Genomic DNA, 17,591 nt, shown 5'->3' on the forward strand with positions numbered 1-17,591 from the left:
GCTCACCTCCGGGGGAGCAGCAAGGAACGGTGCCATTCGACAAAAGCGGGAAGGACCGAACGAAGAACGCGGAAGGCCGATATTCCACCGCGAAGTGTGCCGATCCGGACGAGTTCATGCTCTGGAGCGTCCACGACCACCCGTACGGCCGCAACGGGGCGCACGCCTGTGCGCCCGGCGCTGTGGAGCGTGGCCGCCGACTCCATGTCGACCGCGATTGCGCCGGTCGCCAGCAGATCCGACCGTTCGTGACCGCGTACGACGTGATCGGAACCGGTGAGGGGGCCGGTGTGGACGGTGCGCCCGGGCACGGCACGCACCAGTTCCTCGACGAGCCGTTCGGTGCCGACGCAGCGGGTGGTGCCGCGCGGGTCCCGGGTCTCCTCGGCGACCACCAGGTCGCCGGGGTGCATTCCGGGGGCGAGTCCCGCGCAGAAGCCGGTGGCCAGCACTGCGGCGTCGCGCAGCGCCGGGTCGGCGAGGGCCCGGGTGACGGCCGCCTCGGCGGCGACGGGCCCCATTCCCGTACGCAGCACGGTGACGGTTCCGGCGCCGCGCTCGCCCCGGCGCAGGGCGAGCCGTTCGATGCCGAGCGCGCAGGCGATCAGCAGCGGGGCCGACTCGGACGGTCTGTCCATCAGGCCCCCTTGGCGTCGGCGAAGGGCTCACCGTGGACATACCGGCCGAGCGCGGTGAGCGGGAAGACCTGGCGGTAGAGGTGGTAGTTGATCGAGAAGTCCCAGGGGAATCCTGTGCCGGTGAAGTACGGCTCGTCCCACGAGCCGTCCGGCAACTGGGTCGCCGCGAGCCACTCGACACCGCGTTCGACGGCCTTGGAGTCGTGCTCCCCGGCGGCCAGCAGGGCGAGCAGCGCCCAGGCCGTCTGGGAGGCGGTCGAGGCGCCCCGGCCGCTCCAGTTCACGCTGTCGTCGTAGGAGCGCAGGTCCTCGCCCCAGCCGCCGTCGTCGTTCTGGACCTTCTCCAGCCAGCCCACCGCGCGCCGGATCGCCGGGTGCGCGGCCGGCAGGCCGGCCGCGGTCAGTGCGGGCACCACCGAGCCGGTGCCGTAGACGTAGTTGACGCCCCAGCGGCCGAACCACGCACCGCCCGGCTCCTGTTCGGCGAGCAGCCACTCGATGCCGCGCCGGGTGCGCGGATCGTGGGACATGCCCTCGACGGCGAGCATCTCCACGACATGCGCGGTGACGTCGGCGGACGGCGGGTCGATGACCTCACCGAAGTCGCAGAACGGCAGCTTGTTGGGGAGGGTGCTGGTGTTGTCGACGTCGAAGGCGCCCCAGGCACCGTTCTTCGACTGCATCCCGAGGTTCCAGCGCACCCCGCGCCCGATGGCCTTCTCCACCCGCTCGGGGTCGTGGTGCCGGACGCGGCGCAGCGCGAGGACGACTTCGGCGGTGTCGTCGATGTCGGGGTAGTTGTCGTTGTGGAACTCGAACGCCCAGCCGCCCGGAGGCAGTTCGGGGCGGCGTACGGACCAGTCGCCGGGCCGGACCACCTGCTCGCCCAGCATCCAGTCGGCGGCCTTGACCAGTTGGGGGTGGTCGGCGGGCAGCCCCGCGTCGGCGAGGGCGATGACGGCGAGGCAGGTGTCCCACACCGGCGACTGGCAGGCCTCGATCATCCGGGCCCCGTCCTCGCGCCACACCGTGAAGCGGTCCAGGGACTCCAACCCGGCCCGCATGACCGGGTGTTCGAGGTCGTAGCCGAGCAGGTGCAGGGCGATCACCGAGTAGACGGCGGGCGGCTGGATGCCTCCCCAGCAGCCGTCGTTCTCCTGGCGCTCGATGATCCAGCGGGCGGCGGCGTTCATGGCCGCCTTCCGCAGCCGGCGCACCGCCACCTTGCGGTAACCGTGCAGGACCCGGTCGAGACGCTGGAAGGCACCGTCCCAACTGGCCAGCGGGGCGAAGGACTTGCCCGGGTTCGGCAGATCGGGGTCGATGTGAAGCTCGTCGAGCGGGAAGGGCGCCGGGCGGACCGGGCGCTTCGCGCTGACGATGGTGAGCGGCACGATGGTCTGCCGGGCCCAGCAGCCGAAGTCGTAGATGTTGAGCGGCATCCACTTCGGGAAGTAGATGAGTTCCGGCGGGAGTTCGGGGAGATCGTCCCACTTCCACCAGCCGAACAGGGCCAGCCAGATGCGGGTGAAGACCCGGGCGGCGGCGATGCCTCCCCGGTCACGGATCCAGGCGGACGCCTTCGCCATGTGCGGCGCTTCGGGTGCGTCCCCGGCCAGCCGCAGGGCGACGTACGCCTCGACGGTGGCGGAGAGGTCGGCGGGTCCGCCGTGGAAGGTGGCCCAGGTGCCGTCGTCGCGCTGCTCGCCGCGGATGAACAACGCGGCTGCCTGGGTGGTCTGTTCGTCGCGGATACCCAGGAACTGACGGAGCAGCAGGTCCTCTGCGTCCATCGTGACGTTGGTCTCGAGGTCGCCCTTCCACCAGCCCTCGGCGTCCTGCCGCGCGAGCAGATGATCGGTGGCACGCCTCATGGCATGCGCGGCGGCATCCTGAATCCCTGCCGCCACTGGGGCGTTGGTGGTGTCGGTGTCGGTTTCGCTGGCCGAGGCAGCGCGAGGCGGGAGTGCCCCGGTGCTTCCGTCGGTCGTCGCTGTCATGGCTTCCCCTTCGTGCAGTGGCATGTCTCTGCTGTGGGTCCGCCGTCGGCCGGTGCGCCGCTGAAGGCGGCGCCGGCCGGCGACTACGCGAGGCTTATTCGACCGATAGTGATCATCTCTTTCGTACGACGACGAAGTCGGCGAGCGCCGTGAACTGCGCACGCACCCGGTCGGGCATGTCGATGGCGCTCAGTGCGTCGACGGCGATGGTGTGCTGCCGGCGCGCCTCCTCTGCGGTCCACTCACGGCCGCCCGCCTGTTCGATCAGGGCGGCGCGGGCGGCGAACTCCTCCTCGGAGAAGTTCTCGAAGTCGCTGCTCTTCGCGTCGGCGGCGAGGAGAGCGCCGAGCCGCTCGGCGGCCGGGCCGTTCGCCGCGAGGGCGGCGACGACGGGCAGGGACTTCTTGCGCTGGCGCAGGTCGCTCCAGGTCTGCTTGCCGGTGGACTCCGGGTCGCCCCAGATGCCGAGGAGGTCGTCGACGGCCTGGAAGGCCAGGCCGAGGTGGTAGCCGTACTTCTCCAGGGTGTCGGCGGTGCGGTCGTCCGCGCCGCCGAGGACCGCGCCGATGGAGCTGGCGCAGGCGAGCAGGGCGCCGGTCTTGTTGCCCTCCATCTCCAGGCACTCCTCGACGCTGACGCGGTCGCGGTGCTCGTAGGAGATGTCCTGGGCCTGGCCGTCGATGAGGGCGCGGGTCGCGGTGGTGAGGCGGCGGGTGGCGCGGCCGGCCTCGACGGTGCCGAGTTCCAGGAGGATCTCGTTGGCCAGCGCGAACAGGGCGTCACCGACCAGGATGGCCTGGGCGGGGCCGTGCACCTTCCAGACGGTGTCGCGGTGGCGGCGCTGTTCGTCGCCGTCCATCAGGTCATCGTGCAGCAGCGAGAAGTTGTGCACCAGCTCGACGGCGACCGCGCCGGGGATGCCGACCTCGGGGTCGGCGCCGGTGACCTCGGCCGACAGCACGGCGAGTGCGGGGCGTACGGCCTTGCCGCCGTCGCCTGCGGCAGGCCTGCCCTGGGCGTCGATCCAGCCGAAGTGGTAGGCGGAGACGGTGTCCATGGGCGCCGCGAGACGGTCGATCGCCGCCCGCAGTACCGGAGTGGCCAGGGTCCGGCCGCGCTCCAGGAGCGCGGTCACGTCCACCGCGTCGGCGACTTTCGGGGCCGGGGGCACAGTGGGCACAGTCTCTCCTCTTGTTGCGGTGCTGGGGGTGCGAGGACCTGCCGCGTGCTGATGATCGAGCATCAGGCTGCCTCCTCCACGTCGAAGAGGTGGTGGCGGGGCCGGCCCAGGGCGCCCAGCGCGGCACCGGCCGCGCCGACTCCGCTGCGGACCGCACTCTCCATGGTCGCGGGCCACCCGGTGGCGGTCCACGAGCCGGCCAGGTACAGGCCGGGGATTCTGGTACGGGCGCCGGGCCGCAGCCGGCCGACGCCGGGGGTGGGGGCGAACGTCGCTGTCCGCTCCCGGGTGACGAAGAAGTCCCGTACGCCGGCGCCCCGCGCGCGGGGCAACAGCCGCTCCAGCTCCGGCAGATACCGCTCGCGCAGCGCTGCCACGGGCTCGTCGATCTCGTCGTGCGCCGCGGACTGCGACAGCGCCAGATACTGGCCGTCACCGCCGAGCCCGGACGCCTCGGTCCGGTCGAAGACCCACTGGACCGGGCTGCCGAGCGCGGCCAGGAACGGCGTGCTCAGCACCTTCCGGTCGTACACCACATGCACGTTGAGAATGGGTGCGGTGCCGATCTCCAGCAGCCGTTCGGGGGCGTCCAGCGCGCCTTCCGGCAGCAGATCGTGCGCCTCTCGCTGGGCCACGGCGAGCACGACGGTGTCCACGTCGAGCGTCTCACCGGGAACCTGAACGGTCCAACGGCCGTTCTCGTTGTGTTGGATGGAGGTGACGCGTGTACGGACTTCGGTACGCACGCCCGCGGAGTCGAGCGCCTTGCGGGCCAGAGTGTCGTGCAGTTCGCCCAGCGGGACGCGCGCCCAGCCGATGTCGGCCGCGCCCGGGTCGGACAGCAGACCGGTCTTGAACACCATCGCGGCGAGCCCCAGGGAAGAGTCCCCGGCCACCGCGTTGAGGGTGGCGACCCCCACCAGGTCCCACAGTGCCTCGACGGCACGCTCGGACTGACCGTGGGCGGCCAGCCAGCTGCCGAAGTCCTGCGCGTCGAGCGCCGGGTCGGCGAGGTCCAGCGCCTTGAGCGCGAGCGCGGCACGTCCCACTCTGGCGCGCTCGGCGAGCGAGAGGTGCGGATACGTGGCCAGGCTGCGCCCGAGATGCAGCGGCACGGGCAGCGCGTCGCGGCGGAGTCTGCCCAGGCGCCGTCCGGCCGGCTTCGCCACGTCGACGACGGGTACGTCGAGACGAGCCTGTACCGGAGCGAGCTCGGCACCGTCGATGCGGTCGAGGAACCAGCGGTAGGCGGTGCAGCAACGCAGGTACACGTGCTGGCCGTTGTCGACGGTGAGGCCGTCGCGCTGGAAGGAGAAGGCGAGCCCGCCGAGCCGCGGCCTGCCTTCGAGCAGCGTGACGCGGACACCGGCGTCGGCGAGCGAGAGCGCCGCGGTGATGCCCGCGAGGCCTCCGCCGACCACCACGGCGCTCTTCTCACCGTGCCTGCCCGGACGTTCCCCATGCTGTGTACCGTCGCTCATCGCGCACTCCCCCCTGTGCACCCGCCGCGCCGGATGAACGCCGCACGGCAGGCCGTTGAAGTCAGGGACGCCGTCTTCGACCGGAGGGTTGCGCGACGTTTCGCCGGAGGCACATCACCTTGCACCGAATTGTCCATCAGACACGCCTCCTGACGTTCCGCCGGGAGACATGCCGGGCGTCCAGACCCGACAGGCCGCGCACCGCGACGTACGCCTTCTCGCGCCCGGGCAGTGAGACCCGGCCGCGCAGCACGGCCTCCGGCTCGCGCTCGATGCGGTCGAGGAGCCGACGGTAGATGCCGGCCATGGCGGCGACACAGGCGCCACTGCGCCGGTCGAGCATGGGCAGCAGCCCGTAACCCTCGGCGAACAGGGCGCGGGCGCGCCGTACTTCGAAGTGGACGAGGCCCGCGAAGTCGGAGCCCTCCGGCGGCCTCGGCCCGCTGAACCCGGCCGAGCAGCCGAACTTGGCGAGGTCGTCGGCGGGCAGATAGATCCGCCCGTCCTCGGCGTCCTCGCGGACGTCCCGCAGGATGTTGGTGAGCTGGAGTGCGAGCCCCAGCGTGTCGGCGTACTCGGAGGCGCGTTCCGAACCGCGCGCGCCCCGCTCCGTACCGAACACGCCCAATGACAGCCGCCCGATGGCCCCGGCCACACAGCGGCAGTAGACCTTCAGGTCGTCCCAGGTCTCGTACGTCTCCCCCCGTACGTCCATCACGACGCCGTCGATGAGTTCGTCGAGGCCGCCGAGCGGGATCGGGAAGTGCGTCGCCGCGTGACTGAGGGCGACCGCGACCGGGTCGGTGTCGTCCTCGTCGACCGCGCCCTCGCGCACCCGGGTGAGCAGCGCTCTGGTGTCCTCCAGGCGTGCCGCCTTGGCCTCGGGGGCCAGCGTGCCGTCACCGATGTCGTCGACGCGCCGCGAGAACGCGTACAGGGCGGACATCGCGCGCCGCTTCGACGTCGGCAGCAGTCTGATGCCGTATGCGAAGTTGCGGGCCTGCTGCCCGGTGACGGACTCGCAGTAGCTGTAGGCGGCGAGTACCGGTGCGGACACGTGCGGTTCCGACTCCACGCTCCGGATCACCCCTCTCCTCGCAGGGTTGTGCCCACCTCGCGCAGCAACTGGATCCTGCCGGGCTTGGGCGGGCCGGGAAGTACGTCGTACTCGGCGGCGACGATCGCTCGGACCGCCGCCTTTCCCCCCGCCACGAAGCCCGCGAGCAGCAGCCTCAGCCTGCCGTGGACGCTACCCACGAGAGGGGTGCCTTCATCCAGCAGGCCACGGGCGCGTTCCGTTTCGTACGCGATCAGTGCGCGCACCGCCGCGCCTGCGGTGGGGGCGGCGAGATCCGCCTCCTGGACGTGAAAGCGCTTCATGTCCTGGGCGGGCAGATAGATCCGGTCGCGGCCGAGATCCTCGGCGACGTCCTGGAGGTGCTCGACGATCTGGAGGGCCGTGCACACGGAGTCGGAGCGGCGGATCCGCTCGGGCGTCGCGGTGCCGGTGACAGCGAGGACGAGGCGCCCGACGGGATTGGCCGACAGCTCGCAGTAGGCGAGGAGGTCCTCGTACGTCTCGTACCGCCCGACCAGCTGGTCCTGACGGTTGGCGGCGATCAGGCCGAGGAACGGCTCGGGGGTGAGCGAGCACCGGCGGACGGTCGGCTGGAGCCGGCGCAACAGGGGGTGGCGCGGGGTGTTGTCGAAGACCCTGCGCAGGTCGGCCTCGAGGGCGTCGAGGAGGACGAGCCTGTCGTCGGCCTCTTCGGGGGCGACGCCCAGCAGGCGGGCGTCGGCGCCGCCGGGGGCCAGGTCTCCGTCGCCGATGTCGTCGACCAGACGGGCGAAGCCGTAGACGGCCATGAGGTCGGTGCGCCAGGCCTTGGGGAGGAAGAAGGGTGCCACGGGGAAGTTCTCGTCCGCGGCCTTGTCGAGGGTGCCGCGCTCCGGGTCGTCGGTCCGCGCGGGGCCGGTTGCGGTCACCGGTCGCTGCCCGGGGCGGGGACGGCACTCGGTGTGGGGAGCTGGGGAGTTTCCGTAGCCATCGCCGTCACATCTCCCGTTCTACACTGCGGACCCAATGGGCACTATTTCGGACACGCCGCCCAGCCGTCCACGCGGCGGTCTATGCCGGGTGTCGCGTGTTATCGCCCCACTTGCCGCGATTCAGCACTGGTACAGCTTACGTTGTACAACGCGCCATGGTCCGTCGGGGTGTCCTGCGCATCACAAGAACGCACCGATTGGCGTCAAGATTCCTAGGGCGTCACGGAGTTGACGTTTCCTTTGCAGACGCGGGGCCCCGCCGGAACAGTTCCGGCGGGGCCCCGATTCGCCCGGTTGATGACCGGTTCACCGACCGGCTACCTGCCGGTGAACTTCTCGTACTCCTTGAGGACCTCGTCCGTCGGCCCGTCCATGCGCAGTTCGCCGCGTTCCAGCCACAGGACACGGTCGCAGGTGTCACGGATGGACTTGTTGTTGTGGCTGACGAGGAACACCGTGCCCGCGTGCTTGCGCAGCTCGCGGATGCGGTCCTCGGAGCGCTTCTGGAAGGAGCGGTCGCCGGTCGCCAGTGCCTCGTCGATCATCAGTACGTCATGGTCCTTGGCCGCGGCGATGGAGAACCGCAGCCGCGCCGCCATGCCGGAGGAGTAGGTGCGCATGGGCAGAGTGATGAAGTCGCCCTTCTCGTTGATGCCGGAGAAGTCGACGATCTGCTGGTAGCGCTCCCTGATCTCCTCGCGGGACATACCCATCGCGAGGCCGCCCAATATGACGTTCCGTTCGCCCGTGAGGTCGTTCATCAGGGCGGCGTTGACGCCGAGGAGCGAGGGCTGCCCGTCCGTGTACACATGGCCGCTCTCGGCCGGGAGCAGGCCGGCGATGGCGCGCAGCAGGGTCGACTTGCCGGAGCCGTTGGAGCCGATCAGGCCCACGGCCTCACCACGGTAGGAGACGAAGGAGACGCCCCGTACGGCGTGCACCTTGCGGACGCCGGGTGACTCGCCGCGCCTGATGATGCGGTTGAGGGCGGCGGTGGCGCTGCCCTTGCCGGTCTTGGCGCCGTTGACGCGGTAGACGATGTGGAGCTCGTCCGCGATGACAGTGGGGATCTTGTCCCCGGGAATCGGGTCAGCCACGGCCGTACCTCTCCTCCGCCTTCCAGAAGTACACGAAACCGCCGACGGCGAGGAGCGCGGCCCAGCCGCCCGCGACCGCCCAGACGTGCGGCGGCAGGTTCTCCGAGCCGTAGCCGTCGATGAGCGCGAAGCGCATCAGGTCCATGTAGATGGCGGCCGGGTTCCACTGGAGGACGTCGGCGAGCCACTGCGGCTTGTCGGCCAGCATGACCGGGATGGAGAACATCACGCCGGACGCGTACATCCACGTACGCATCACGAACGGCATCAGCTGGGCGAGGTCCGGGGTCGACGCGCCCCACCGGGCCATGATCAGCGCGAGCCCGGTGTTGAAGAGGAACTGGAGTACCAGCGCCGGGACGATCAGCAGCCAGGACGCCTTGGGGTAGCTGCCGAAGCCGACCGCCACCACGAACAGCACGATCATCGAGAAGAGCAGCTGCTGGAGCTGCTGGAGCGCGAAGGAGACCGGCAGGGCGGCGCGCGGGAAGTGCAGGGCGCGCACCAGGCCCAGATTGCCGGAGATCGCGCGTACGCCCGCCATCACCGAGCTCTGTGTGAAGGTGAACACGAAGACGCCCGTGACGAGGAACGGAATGTACACCTCGCGGGGCATACCGCGGTCGGCTTCGAGGATCACGCCGAAGATGAAGAAGTACACGGCCGCGTTCAGCAGCGGTGTGGCCACCTGCCACAGCTGGCCGAGTTTGGCCTGGCTGTACTGGGCGGTCAGTTTCGCCTGCGAGAAGGCCAGGATGAAGTGACGCCGTCCCCAGAGCTGGCGGACGTACTCGACGAGTCGAGGGCGGGCGCCGCTCACGGCGAGCCCGTACTTCGCGGCGAGGTCGGCCGCGGAGAGGCCGTCGTCGGGTGACGGTCGGTCGCTCACCGCGACACCGCCGTCATGCGTTGTCTCACTCACAAATGGAAACTTTCGTCTTCAATATGCGCAGCTGAACGGGGCAGAGCGCGGGCCGTGGCCGGGATGCGGCCGGCCCGCGGGGCTCTCAGGGAGAGCTTGTCAGATCACTGGGGGGCGGCCCAGTCGGGTCAGCCGCCACACCGTACGCCACCGGATGGGCCGGCGCGGCCCGCACGGGGTGGTCAGGCCCTCCTTGAACCCGCCCCACCAGGCCCTGAGGGCCGGGCGGGAGGGTCTGCGGAGGAGTGTGAGGAGCAGCCAGTCCCCCAGGTACACGGGTACGAGGGGGGCGGGAAGGTTTCGGCGGGCCAGCCAGACACGGTTGCGGGCGACCATGCGGTGGTAGACGGCGTGCCGCGAGGGCGCGGTCGCGGGGTGGTAGAGCAGCATGTCGGCCCGGTAGTCGATCATCCAGCCCGCGTCGAGGGCCCGCCAGGCGAGGTCGGTCTCCTCGTGGGCGTAGAAGAACTCCTCGGGGAGGATGCCCACTTGGGCGAAGACCTTGGTACGGACGGCGTTGGCGCCGCCCAGGAAGCTGGTGACCCGGGAGCTGCGCATCGGGTCCGTGGTGCCTGGGCGGGGGACATGGCGGCGCTGGGTGAGGCCGGTGTCGGGGTCGGCGATACGGAAGCTGATGATGCCCAGCTCCGGATCGGCGGCGAAGGCCTGGCGGCACAGTTCGGCGGTGTCCTGGTGGCCGAGGAGGCCGTCGTCGTCCAGGAACATCAGGATGTCGACGTCGCGGCCGGCCGGGCCGAACGCCTCGATGCCGACGTTGCGTCCGCCGGGGATGCCGAGGTTCTCGGGCAGCTCGATGCTCCGTACGCCCTCGGGGAGGTCCGGGACGGGCGAGCCGTTGCCGACCACGACGATCTGGACCGGGTCGCCCTCCTGTTTGCCGATCGAGTCGACGAGGGCGCGCAGTTCGTCGGGGCGGTTGCCCATGGTGATGATCACCGCGCCGACTCTCATCCCCGTACTCACCGCAACCTGCTCGACGCGAGGATGGACACGAGATGCAGCACGGTCTGCAGGATGGCGATGCCGGCCAGGACCGCGATGCCCAGGCGGGTCCAGAACAGGTCGCCGCCGATGAGGTCGAGGACCGCCACGAAGAAGATGAACAGGCTCGCCTCGATGCCACCGATCAGCCGGTGGAACTGGAGCGCGGCGGCGGCCTTGCGGGCCAGGGCGAGCCCTTCGGAGCGCGGCACCGACAGCTCCTCCTTGGCGGCGGCCAGGCCGCTGCGGGACCGGGCCACGTCCACCAGATCGGTCTCGGCCTTGATCAGGATCGCGCCGAGGGCCGCGAGGGTGCCGAGGAACGCCCACAGCCACTCGGGGCTCCCGGAGCCGTCCCACAGATCGGCGCCGCGCAGCCCGAAGCCGATCAGCAGGGCCGCCTCGCACAGGTAGTGGCCGATCCGGTCGAGGTACACGCCGGTGATCGAGGTCTGGCCCCGCCAGCGGGCGATTTCCCCGTCGACGCAGTCGAGGAGCAGGTACAGCTGCATCAGTACGACGGCCAGGACCGCCCCGGTGAGGCCCGGCACCAGGAGTGCCGCGCCGGCCAGACCGCCCGCGACGACCATCAGGTACGTGAGCTGGTTGGGCGTGATCCTGGTGTCCACCAGGTAGCGGTCGACCCGCAGGGACACCTCGCGCATGTAGAGGCGTCCCGCCCAGTGCTCGCCGCTGCGCCGGTCCTTCACCCCTTCGGGGTGGACGACGGGGCGTAGTTCAGCTACCGATGGCCTTGACATAGTCCGCGTACGTGTCCTTGATCTGGTCGTTCGTGAGGTCGAGGTGTTCCAGGATCGTGTAGCGACCGGGTCTGGTCTGCGGGGCGTACCCGACGACCCGTACGAACTCGTCCGTGGTGAAGCCGATCTCCTCCGGCAGCACCGGCAGCCCGTGCCGGCGCAGCACCTCGGCCATGTAAGCCGCCTCGTCGAGTGCGCCCCGCAGGAACATGGCGAAGGCGGCGCCGAGGCCGCACTGTTCGCCGTGGCTGGCGGCGCGCCTGGGGTACAGCAGGTCGAAGGCGTGGTTGATCTCGTGACAGGCGCCGGAGGACGGGCGGGAGTCGCCCGACACCGACATGGCGATACCCGTGAGGACGAGGGCCTCGGCAAGTACCTGGAGGAACGCGTTGTCGCCCACCCCGCCGGGGTGGCGCAGCACGGCTTCGCCGGCCTGGCGGGCCATCGCTGCGGCGAGTCCGTCCATCTTCTCGCCGTTGACCTGGCAGGCCAGCTCCCAGTCGGCGACCGCCGAGATGTTCGACATGGCGTCGCCGATCCCGGAGCGCACGAACCGCGCGGGTGCCTCGCGGATCACGTCGAGGTCGATGACGACGGCGATCGGGTTCGGTACGCCGTACGAGCCGCGTCCCGCGTCGTTGTCGAGGGTGGCGACCGGGGAGCACAGGCCGTCGTGCGCGAGGTTGGTGGCGACGGCGACGAGGGGCAGGCCGACGCGGGCGGCGGCGAACTTGGCGCAGTCGATGATCCGGCCGCCGCCGAGGCCGACCACGGCGTCGTAGTGGCCGGACTTGATGGCGTCGCCCAGTTTGACCGCGTCGTCGATGGTGCCGCCGGCGACCTCGTACCAGCTCGCGCCGGGCAGCGCCGGGGCGAGCCGCGCGCGCAGCCTGGCGCCGGAACCGGAGCTGATCGCGACGGCGATCTTCCCGGAGTGCGAGATCCGCTGGTCGAACAGTACGTCCGCCAGGTCGTTCAGTGCCCCCCGGCGGATGTCGACGACGACCGGCGAGGGGATCAGCCTCGTCAGTACCGGCACGCGATCTCCCGTCCTCGGGCGAGATCGTCGTGGTTGTCTATCTCGACCCACGGGACCTCACCGATGGGCGCCACGTCGATCCGGAAGCCGCGGTTCACCAGTTCCTGGTAACCGTGCTCGTAGAACTGCTGCGGGTCGGTCTCCCACACGGTCTTCAGCGCGTCGGCCAGGTCCGCGGCGGCGGCGCCCTCGATGAGGGTGACGCCGATGTACTCGCCGGTGGCCTCGGCGGGGTCCATCAGCTTGGTGATCCTCCGCACGCCCTGCTCCGGGTCCACGACCACCTTCATCTCCTCGTCGGCGAGATCCTTCACCGTGTCGAGGGCCAGGATGATCCGCTTCCCGTCGCCGCGCGCGGCGAGCAGTGTCCGTTCGACGGAGACGGGGTGCACGGTGTCGCCGTTGGCGAGGATCACCCCGTCGGCGAGGGCGTCACGGCCGCACCAGAGGGAGTAGGCGTTGTTCCACTCCTCGGCGCGGTCGTTGTCGATGAGGGTGACCTTCAGCCCGTACTTCTTCTCCAGGGCCGTCTGCCGCTCGTACACGGCTTCCTTGCGGTAGCCGACGATGATCGCGGCCTCGGTGAGACCGATCTCGGCGAAGTTGGCGAGGGTGAGGTCGAGGACGGTGGGGCCGTCCTCGTCGCCCGCGGGGCCGACCGGCACGAGAGCCTTGGGCAGGCTGTCGGTGTAGGGGCGCAGACGCCGTCCGGCGCCGGCCGCCAGCACGAGGCCGATCATGCGGGTACTCCTTCGTCGTGTACGGCGGGCGCGCCGCCCTGGTGGGCGGTCACCCAGTAGCGGATGCTCTCGGTGAGCACCAGCAGGGCCACGGCCACGGCGAGGACCGTGAGCGCGACCACGAACTGCGAGGCACTGAGCAGCGCGGCCAGTACGACGACCACCAGCGTCCGGCCCTCGTGCCCTCCGCTCGCCCGTACCAGCCAGCGCGGGGGCGCTCCGGCGTTGCCACGGATGCGGTACACCGTGTCGTAGTGATGGTAGGCGACGGCGGCCACGAGTCCGAAAGCCGCGGGAAGTGCTCCGTTTACCTCCGCTTTGCCCGCGAGAACGAGGACTGTGCCGTATTCGGCGGCCCGGAAGATCGGCGGGACGAGCCAGTCGAGGCGGCCCTTGAGGGGGATCGAGACCGCGGCACCCGAGCTGAACACGTACAGCGCGGCGAAGGCGACGGGCACCCAACTGCCGTAGGAGCACAGCCACAGCGCGACAACCAACGGCACGGTGGCTTCCAGCGCCGGGATGAAGCGCGAGCTGCCCGGTGTGCGCACGGGGATGCGCCCGATCAGCTCCGCGAGCGGTCCGCTGTCCGCGAGGTCAGCCAGTGCGCGCGTCGCCCGGTCGGTGCGCTGGGCCTTTCGGGTGAGTGAGCGCAGGACGCGGCCCGCCGTGGTGTACGTGGCCGCGAAGCCGCAGCCGACGAGCAGCACGGTGAAAGTGGTCCGGGGGGTGGTGAGCGCCGTGAGGACGGCGATCAGGGCCCAGCGCTCGCCGATCGGCAGGACGATCATCCGCCGTACCCAGACCGTCCAGCCGACCCCGTCGAGGCGGTCGGAGAGGGTGGCGGTGGGGCTGGTGTTCGCCGTCGCGTCGTGGTTGGCCTCGTTGAAGGCGAAGTCGACGACGTGCCGGCAGGTCTGCAGGACCATCGCGCCGAGGGCCAGCGCCCATACGTCGTCGCCGCCCCGGGCCGCGCCCAGTGCGAGGCCCGCGTAGAAGGCGTACTCCTTGGCACGGTCGAAGGTGGCGTCCAGCCAGGCGCCGAGCGTGGAGTACTGGAGGGAGTAGCGGGCGAGCTGGCCGTCGGTGCAGTCCAGGACGAAGGAGACCAGGAGGAGTACGCCCGCCGTGACGAAGCCGCCGCGGGTGCCGGTGGCCGCGCAGCCTGCCGCGATCAGCGCGGTGAGCAGCGAGGCGGTGGTGACCTGGTTCGGGGTGAGGCCGCGGCGGGCGCACCAGCGGGCCAGATACCGGGAGTACGGGCTGACGCAGAAGGTGGTGAAGAAGCCGTCCCGGGACTTCACCGCCGACTTCAGGCGTACGGCCTCTTCGTCGACGTCGGCGACGGTCTGCCGTGCCAGCTCGCGCGCCTCGGGACCGGCGGGGACTACGGCGGTCAGGCTGCCCAAGCCGGGGCGGTGGACGCCGACGCCGTCCGCGTCCAGGGCGAGGGCGATGCGGTCGGCGAGGCTGTCCACGGCGACGGCGGAGGGCGCTGAGCCGGGGTCGTCCCGGGCGTCGCCGCTCGCGGAGATCTCCCGGGCCAGTACGCGGGTCAGGGCGGTGCGGCCGGCGCCGGGCTGTGCCGTCACGGCGCCCGGTAGCGCGGCCAGCGGGAAGCGGGGGTCGGTGAGGCCGAGGCGCAGGGCGTGGAGATGGCCGACGAAGCGGGCGTCCACGACGGCGACCCGTTCGTCACAGGACGACTCCGCGAGGAGGGTCTCGGTGTCGGCGACGTCGGTCGCGCTCCGCACGTCGAAGCCGAGGGCCCGCAGATCGCCCTCGATCGACGATCCGGGAACCGGCTGACCCGTGAGGATGGCGGTCGGCAACCGAACTCACTCCCTGGACGCCGACGCGTGCACGCCGGTCCTGTACGTGATGGTGGGGGAACCCTGACCCACGGTGGCCGGGCAGCATGTCGGCAGAGGCTATCGGATGGGGCCGGGCCTTGGTTCACCGGCTGTTCAGGGTCCGATTCCGGCGGACCGTCGGCCGCCTCGACCGGATCATCATGAGCGACCCGGCCTGCCGCGCACAAACCGTGACCCGCGTCAAGGACCGCCACGGCCTCCCTCGTCGCGTCCCTGTCCGTGGAGTCGCGTTGATCTCCACACCCGCTGACCTGCTTTTCGTTTCCGCAGGTCAGAGCACATGACAACGGTGTTCAGTGCCGCGTTGCCACATACCCCCCACCCGTAGTTGACTGATCCCGGGACGGGGATTCGGGACGAACACCAGGAGGCGGCTTCCATGGGGGCTGGGCACGATCACGGACACGCGCACGGCGCGCCGACCACGGGTACGGCGGCAGCGGCGTACCGCGGGCGGCTGCGTTTCGCGCTGGCCATCACGCTCACCGTCATGGTCGTCGAGATCGTCGGCGGGATCATCGCCGACTCGCTCGCGCTCATCGCGGACGCGGCACACATGGCGACGGACGCGCTCGGCCTCGGTATGGCGCTGCTCGCGATCCACTTCGCGAACCTCCCGCCGAGCGGCAACCGCACCTTCGGGTACGCCCGCGCCGAGATCCTCGCCGCGCTCGCCAACTGTCTGCTGCTGCTCGGCGTCGGCGGATACGTCCTGTACGAGGCGATCCAGCGGTTCGTCACGCCCGCGGAGACCGAGGGCGGGGTGACCGTCGTCTTCGGTCTGATCGGCCTGGTCGCCAACATGATCTCGCTGACGATGCTGATGCGCGGCCAGAAGGAGAGCCTGAACGTGCGCGGCGCCTTCCTTGAGGTCGCCGCGGACGCGCTGGGCTCGCTGGCGGTGCTGATCTCGGCGGTCGTCATCATGGCGACGGGCTGGCAGCGGGCCGACCCCATCGCCTCTGTCGTCATCGGCCTGATGATCGTCCCGCGTACCTGGAAGCTGCTGCGCGAGACACTGAACGTGCTGCTGGAGGCGGCTCCCCGGGACGTCGACATGGCGGAGGTGCGGGCCCACATAGTGGCGCTGCCCGGCGTGGAGGACGTACACGACCTGCACGCCTGGACGATCACCTCCGGGATGCCGGTGCTGTCGGCACACGTGGTCGTCAGTTCGGAGGTGCTGAGCGGGATCGGGCACGAGAAGATGCTGCACGAGCTCCAGGGCTGCCTGGGCGACCACTTCGACGTGGAGCACTGCACCTTCCAGCTGGAGCCGAGCGGGCACGCGGAGCACGAGTCGAAGCTCTGCCTCTGAACCCGTCTGACGCGCGCCGCCGACGGAACGCAGCCGTCCGGCGCGCGCCCGCGTCTCCTTCTTCGAGCCCCCTCACGGGCGGTTCCCCGGCCGGGGAACAGGGCACGCTTGACTTTCCGGTCACCGTTGGTCCGCTTTCGCGGCGGACATGCGGGGGGCGCCGCGAAGTGCCGGGAGTGCCGGATTCGTACGGCAGACTTGGGACTCGAAGACCGAGGCGAAGGATGGGTATGCCGATCACACCTGCCACCGCGACGCACAACAGTTCGTCGAACGGCACCGCAGAAGCGATCTTGCTGGAGCTGGTCGACGAGAACGGCACGACGATCGGCACCGCCGAGAAGCTCTCCGCCCACCAGCCACCGGGTCTGCTGCACCGGGCGTTCTCCGTCTTCCTCTTCGACGAGCAGGGCCGACTGCTCCTCCAGCAGCGCGCGCTGGGCAAGTACCACTCCCCCGGTGTCTGGTCCAACACCTGCTGCGGCCACCCCTATCCCGGGGAGGCGCCCTTCGCGGCGGCGGCCCGGCGGACGTACGAGGAGCTGGGGATCTCCCCGTCGCTGCTCGCCGAGGCGGGCACGGTCCGCTACAACCACCCCGACCCAAAGTCGGGGCTGGTGGAGCAGGAGTACAACCACCTGTTCGTCGGGATGGCGCAGTCGTCGCTCGCGCCGGACCCGGAGGAGGTCGGGGACACGGAGTTCGTGACCCCGGCCGAACTGGCGGAGCGGCATGCGAAGGACCCGTTCTCGGCCTGGTTCATGACCGTGCTGGACGCGGCGCGGCCGGCGGTCCGGGAGCTGACGGGCCCGTCAGCCGGCTGGTGACGGCTACGGCCGGCCCTGGGCGGGCGTGAGCGGCAGCGCCGCCCAGACGACCTTGCCGCCGCTCGCCGTGTGCTCGATGTCGCAGACCCCGCCCGCCTCCCTGGTGATCTCGCGGACCAGCAGCAGACCGCGTCCTCCGGTCCGGCCGTGGTCGGCCTCCAGGGCGGTGGGGCGGTAGGGGTGGTTGTCCTCCACGGACACCCGCACCCACTCGGCGCCGACGGCGACCTCCACGGCGAGTGTCGGCGACAGGACCGCCGCGTGCCGGACGGCGTTCGTCGCCAGCTCCGAGACGATCAGCAGCAGCCCGTTCACCAGGTCCGGCGGGGCCGGTACGCCCTGCCGGTACAGCAGGTCCCGGACGGCGTGCCGCGCCTGCGGGACGGAGGCGTCGACGGCGGGCGCGGTGAACCTCCAGACCCCTTCGTAGGGAAGCGGATCCGGAGGTCTCCGCTCCACGGGTACGTCGTCGTCCGCTGGGCGGGAGCCGGACTCGCGCCCATGGTTCTCCATCGTTCGGTCGCCGCCCTCGCGCTCGATTGTCACCACACGATGAGTGTTGGCAACGACGGGTCCCCACCGGAGAACTGAACAGAAGTCAGCACGTATCGAGCGCTACTGACAGATGGTGTGCGGCACGAGCCCGCAAACGACTGGACATGG

17 protein-coding genes are annotated in these 17,591 nt (G+C 70.7%); 2 read left to right on the forward strand and 15 right to left on the reverse strand.

The annotated features are described in order from the left end of the window. Positions 1–2: 2 nt before the first annotated feature. From IEY89_RS04765 to IEY89_RS04825, 14 genes are all read right to left on the reverse strand, one after another. Positions 3–638: a 5'-methylthioadenosine/S-adenosylhomocysteine nucleosidase family protein gene (locus IEY89_RS04765; RefSeq protein ID WP_189145970.1), complete on the reverse strand. Its 636-nt coding sequence runs from the start codon at positions 636–638 to the stop codon at positions 3–5. Further along, complete coding sequence (gene shc, locus IEY89_RS04770) at positions 638–2,638, reverse strand: squalene--hopene cyclase (protein ID WP_189145971.1); 2,001 nt, start codon at positions 2,636–2,638, stop codon at positions 638–640. Before shc ends, IEY89_RS04765 begins: the two co-directional genes overlap by 1 nt. 112 nt (positions 2,639–2,750) lie before the next feature. Beyond that, complete coding sequence (locus IEY89_RS04775; protein WP_189145972.1) at positions 2,751–3,818, reverse strand: polyprenyl synthetase family protein; 1,068 nt, start codon at positions 3,816–3,818, stop codon at positions 2,751–2,753. Between the two features lie 62 nt (positions 3,819–3,880). Then, on the reverse strand, positions 3,881–5,299 hold the full coding sequence (gene hpnE, locus IEY89_RS04780) for a hydroxysqualene dehydroxylase HpnE (RefSeq protein WP_373287190.1): 1,419 nt from the start codon (positions 5,297–5,299) through the stop codon (positions 3,881–3,883). Continuing rightward, the gene (locus tag IEY89_RS41865; RefSeq protein ID WP_373287191.1) at positions 5,296–5,436 is read right to left on the reverse strand and encodes a DUF6380 family protein; all 141 of its coding nucleotides are present in this window, start codon (positions 5,434–5,436) and stop codon (positions 5,296–5,298) included. Before IEY89_RS41865 ends, hpnE begins: the two co-directional genes overlap by 4 nt. Further along, positions 5,436–6,386 carry a presqualene diphosphate synthase HpnD gene (gene hpnD / locus IEY89_RS04785; RefSeq protein WP_189145973.1) on the reverse strand — a complete coding sequence of 317 codons (951 nt, stop codon included), beginning with the start codon at positions 6,384–6,386 and terminating at the stop codon, positions 5,436–5,438. The genes IEY89_RS41865 and hpnD overlap by 1 nt, the downstream gene beginning before the upstream one ends. Continuing rightward, positions 6,383–7,285: a squalene synthase HpnC gene (gene hpnC / locus IEY89_RS04790; protein ID WP_189145974.1), complete on the reverse strand. Its 903-nt coding sequence runs from the start codon at positions 7,283–7,285 to the stop codon at positions 6,383–6,385. The genes hpnD and hpnC overlap by 4 nt, the downstream gene beginning before the upstream one ends. A 380-nt stretch (positions 7,286–7,665) precedes the next feature. After that, on the reverse strand, positions 7,666–8,445 hold the full coding sequence (locus tag IEY89_RS04795; RefSeq protein WP_189145975.1) for an ABC transporter ATP-binding protein: 780 nt from the start codon (positions 8,443–8,445) through the stop codon (positions 7,666–7,668). Then, positions 8,438–9,367 (reverse strand): ABC transporter permease, encoded by a 930-nt coding sequence (locus IEY89_RS04800; RefSeq protein ID WP_189145976.1) that lies wholly within the window; start codon positions 9,365–9,367, stop codon positions 8,438–8,440. The genes IEY89_RS04795 and IEY89_RS04800 overlap by 8 nt, the downstream gene beginning before the upstream one ends. A gap of 99 nt (positions 9,368–9,466) precedes the next feature. Next, positions 9,467–10,339: a glycosyltransferase family 2 protein gene (locus IEY89_RS04805; protein WP_189145977.1), complete on the reverse strand. Its 873-nt coding sequence runs from the start codon at positions 10,337–10,339 to the stop codon at positions 9,467–9,469. A gap of 8 nt (positions 10,340–10,347) precedes the next feature. Beyond that, positions 10,348–11,130 (reverse strand): CDP-alcohol phosphatidyltransferase family protein, encoded by a 783-nt coding sequence (locus tag IEY89_RS04810; protein WP_189145978.1) that lies wholly within the window; start codon positions 11,128–11,130, stop codon positions 10,348–10,350. Beyond that, complete coding sequence (locus IEY89_RS04815) at positions 11,108–12,169, reverse strand: iron-containing alcohol dehydrogenase family protein (protein WP_189145979.1); 1,062 nt, start codon at positions 12,167–12,169, stop codon at positions 11,108–11,110. Before IEY89_RS04815 ends, IEY89_RS04810 begins: the two co-directional genes overlap by 23 nt. After that, positions 12,157–12,909, reverse strand: coding sequence for a phosphocholine cytidylyltransferase family protein (locus tag IEY89_RS04820; protein WP_189145980.1), 753 nt, complete (start codon positions 12,907–12,909; stop codon positions 12,157–12,159). Before IEY89_RS04820 ends, IEY89_RS04815 begins: the two co-directional genes overlap by 13 nt. Further along, positions 12,906–14,741 (reverse strand): DUF5941 domain-containing protein, encoded by a 1,836-nt coding sequence (locus IEY89_RS04825; protein WP_189145981.1) that lies wholly within the window; start codon positions 14,739–14,741, stop codon positions 12,906–12,908. The genes IEY89_RS04820 and IEY89_RS04825 overlap by 4 nt, the downstream gene beginning before the upstream one ends. A gap of 421 nt (positions 14,742–15,162) precedes the next feature. On the opposite strand from IEY89_RS04825, the gene IEY89_RS04830 reads away from it, so the two are divergent. Both IEY89_RS04830 and idi read left to right on the forward strand, forming a co-directional pair. After that, positions 15,163–16,101, forward strand: a complete 939-nt coding sequence (locus IEY89_RS04830; protein ID WP_189145982.1) for a cation diffusion facilitator family transporter — start codon at positions 15,163–15,165, stop codon at positions 16,099–16,101. Between the two features lie 230 nt (positions 16,102–16,331). Beyond that, positions 16,332–16,928, forward strand: coding sequence for an isopentenyl-diphosphate Delta-isomerase (gene idi / locus IEY89_RS04835; RefSeq protein ID WP_189145983.1), 597 nt, complete (start codon positions 16,332–16,334; stop codon positions 16,926–16,928). Positions 16,929–16,931: 3 nt separating this feature from the next. Here the strand turns inward: idi and IEY89_RS04840 are convergent, their stop codons facing one another. Next, the gene (locus IEY89_RS04840) at positions 16,932–17,441 is read right to left on the reverse strand and encodes an ATP-binding protein (protein WP_189146105.1); all 510 of its coding nucleotides are present in this window, start codon (positions 17,439–17,441) and stop codon (positions 16,932–16,934) included. Positions 17,442–17,591: the final 150 nt, after the last annotated feature.

Origin of the sequence: Streptomyces lacrimifluminis (genome assembly GCF_014646095.1) — a bacterium.
GTDB lineage: Bacteria > Actinomycetota > Actinomycetes > Streptomycetales > Streptomycetaceae > Streptomyces > Streptomyces lacrimifluminis.

Excerpts from the sequence above, each read along its gene's own strand:
- IEY89_RS04765 (WP_189145970.1), bottom strand. The coding sequence starts at position 638 with ATGGACAGACCGTCCGAGTCGGCCCCGCTGCTGATCGCCTGCGCGCTC.
- shc (WP_189145971.1), bottom strand. The coding sequence starts at position 2,638 with ATGACAGCGACGACCGACGGAAGCACCGGGGCACTCCCGCCTCGCGCT.
- hpnE (WP_373287190.1), bottom strand. The coding sequence starts at position 5,299 with ATGAGCGACGGTACACAGCATGGGGAACGTCCGGGCAGGCACGGTGAG.
- IEY89_RS41865 (WP_373287191.1), bottom strand. The coding sequence starts at position 5,436 with ATGGACAATTCGGTGCAAGGTGATGTGCCTCCGGCGAAACGTCGCGCA.
- IEY89_RS04805 (WP_189145977.1), bottom strand. The coding sequence starts at position 10,339 with ATGAGAGTCGGCGCGGTGATCATCACCATGGGCAACCGCCCCGACGAA.
- IEY89_RS04810 (WP_189145978.1), bottom strand. The coding sequence starts at position 11,130 with ATGTCAAGGCCATCGGTAGCTGAACTACGCCCCGTCGTCCACCCCGAA.
- IEY89_RS04820 (WP_189145980.1), bottom strand. The coding sequence starts at position 12,909 with ATGATCGGCCTCGTGCTGGCGGCCGGCGCCGGACGGCGTCTGCGCCCC.
- IEY89_RS04830 (WP_189145982.1), top strand. The coding sequence starts at position 15,163 with ATGGGGGCTGGGCACGATCACGGACACGCGCACGGCGCGCCGACCACG.
- idi (WP_189145983.1), top strand. The coding sequence starts at position 16,332 with ATGCCGATCACACCTGCCACCGCGACGCACAACAGTTCGTCGAACGGC.
- IEY89_RS04840 (WP_189146105.1), bottom strand. The coding sequence starts at position 17,441 with ATGGAGAACCATGGGCGCGAGTCCGGCTCCCGCCCAGCGGACGACGAC.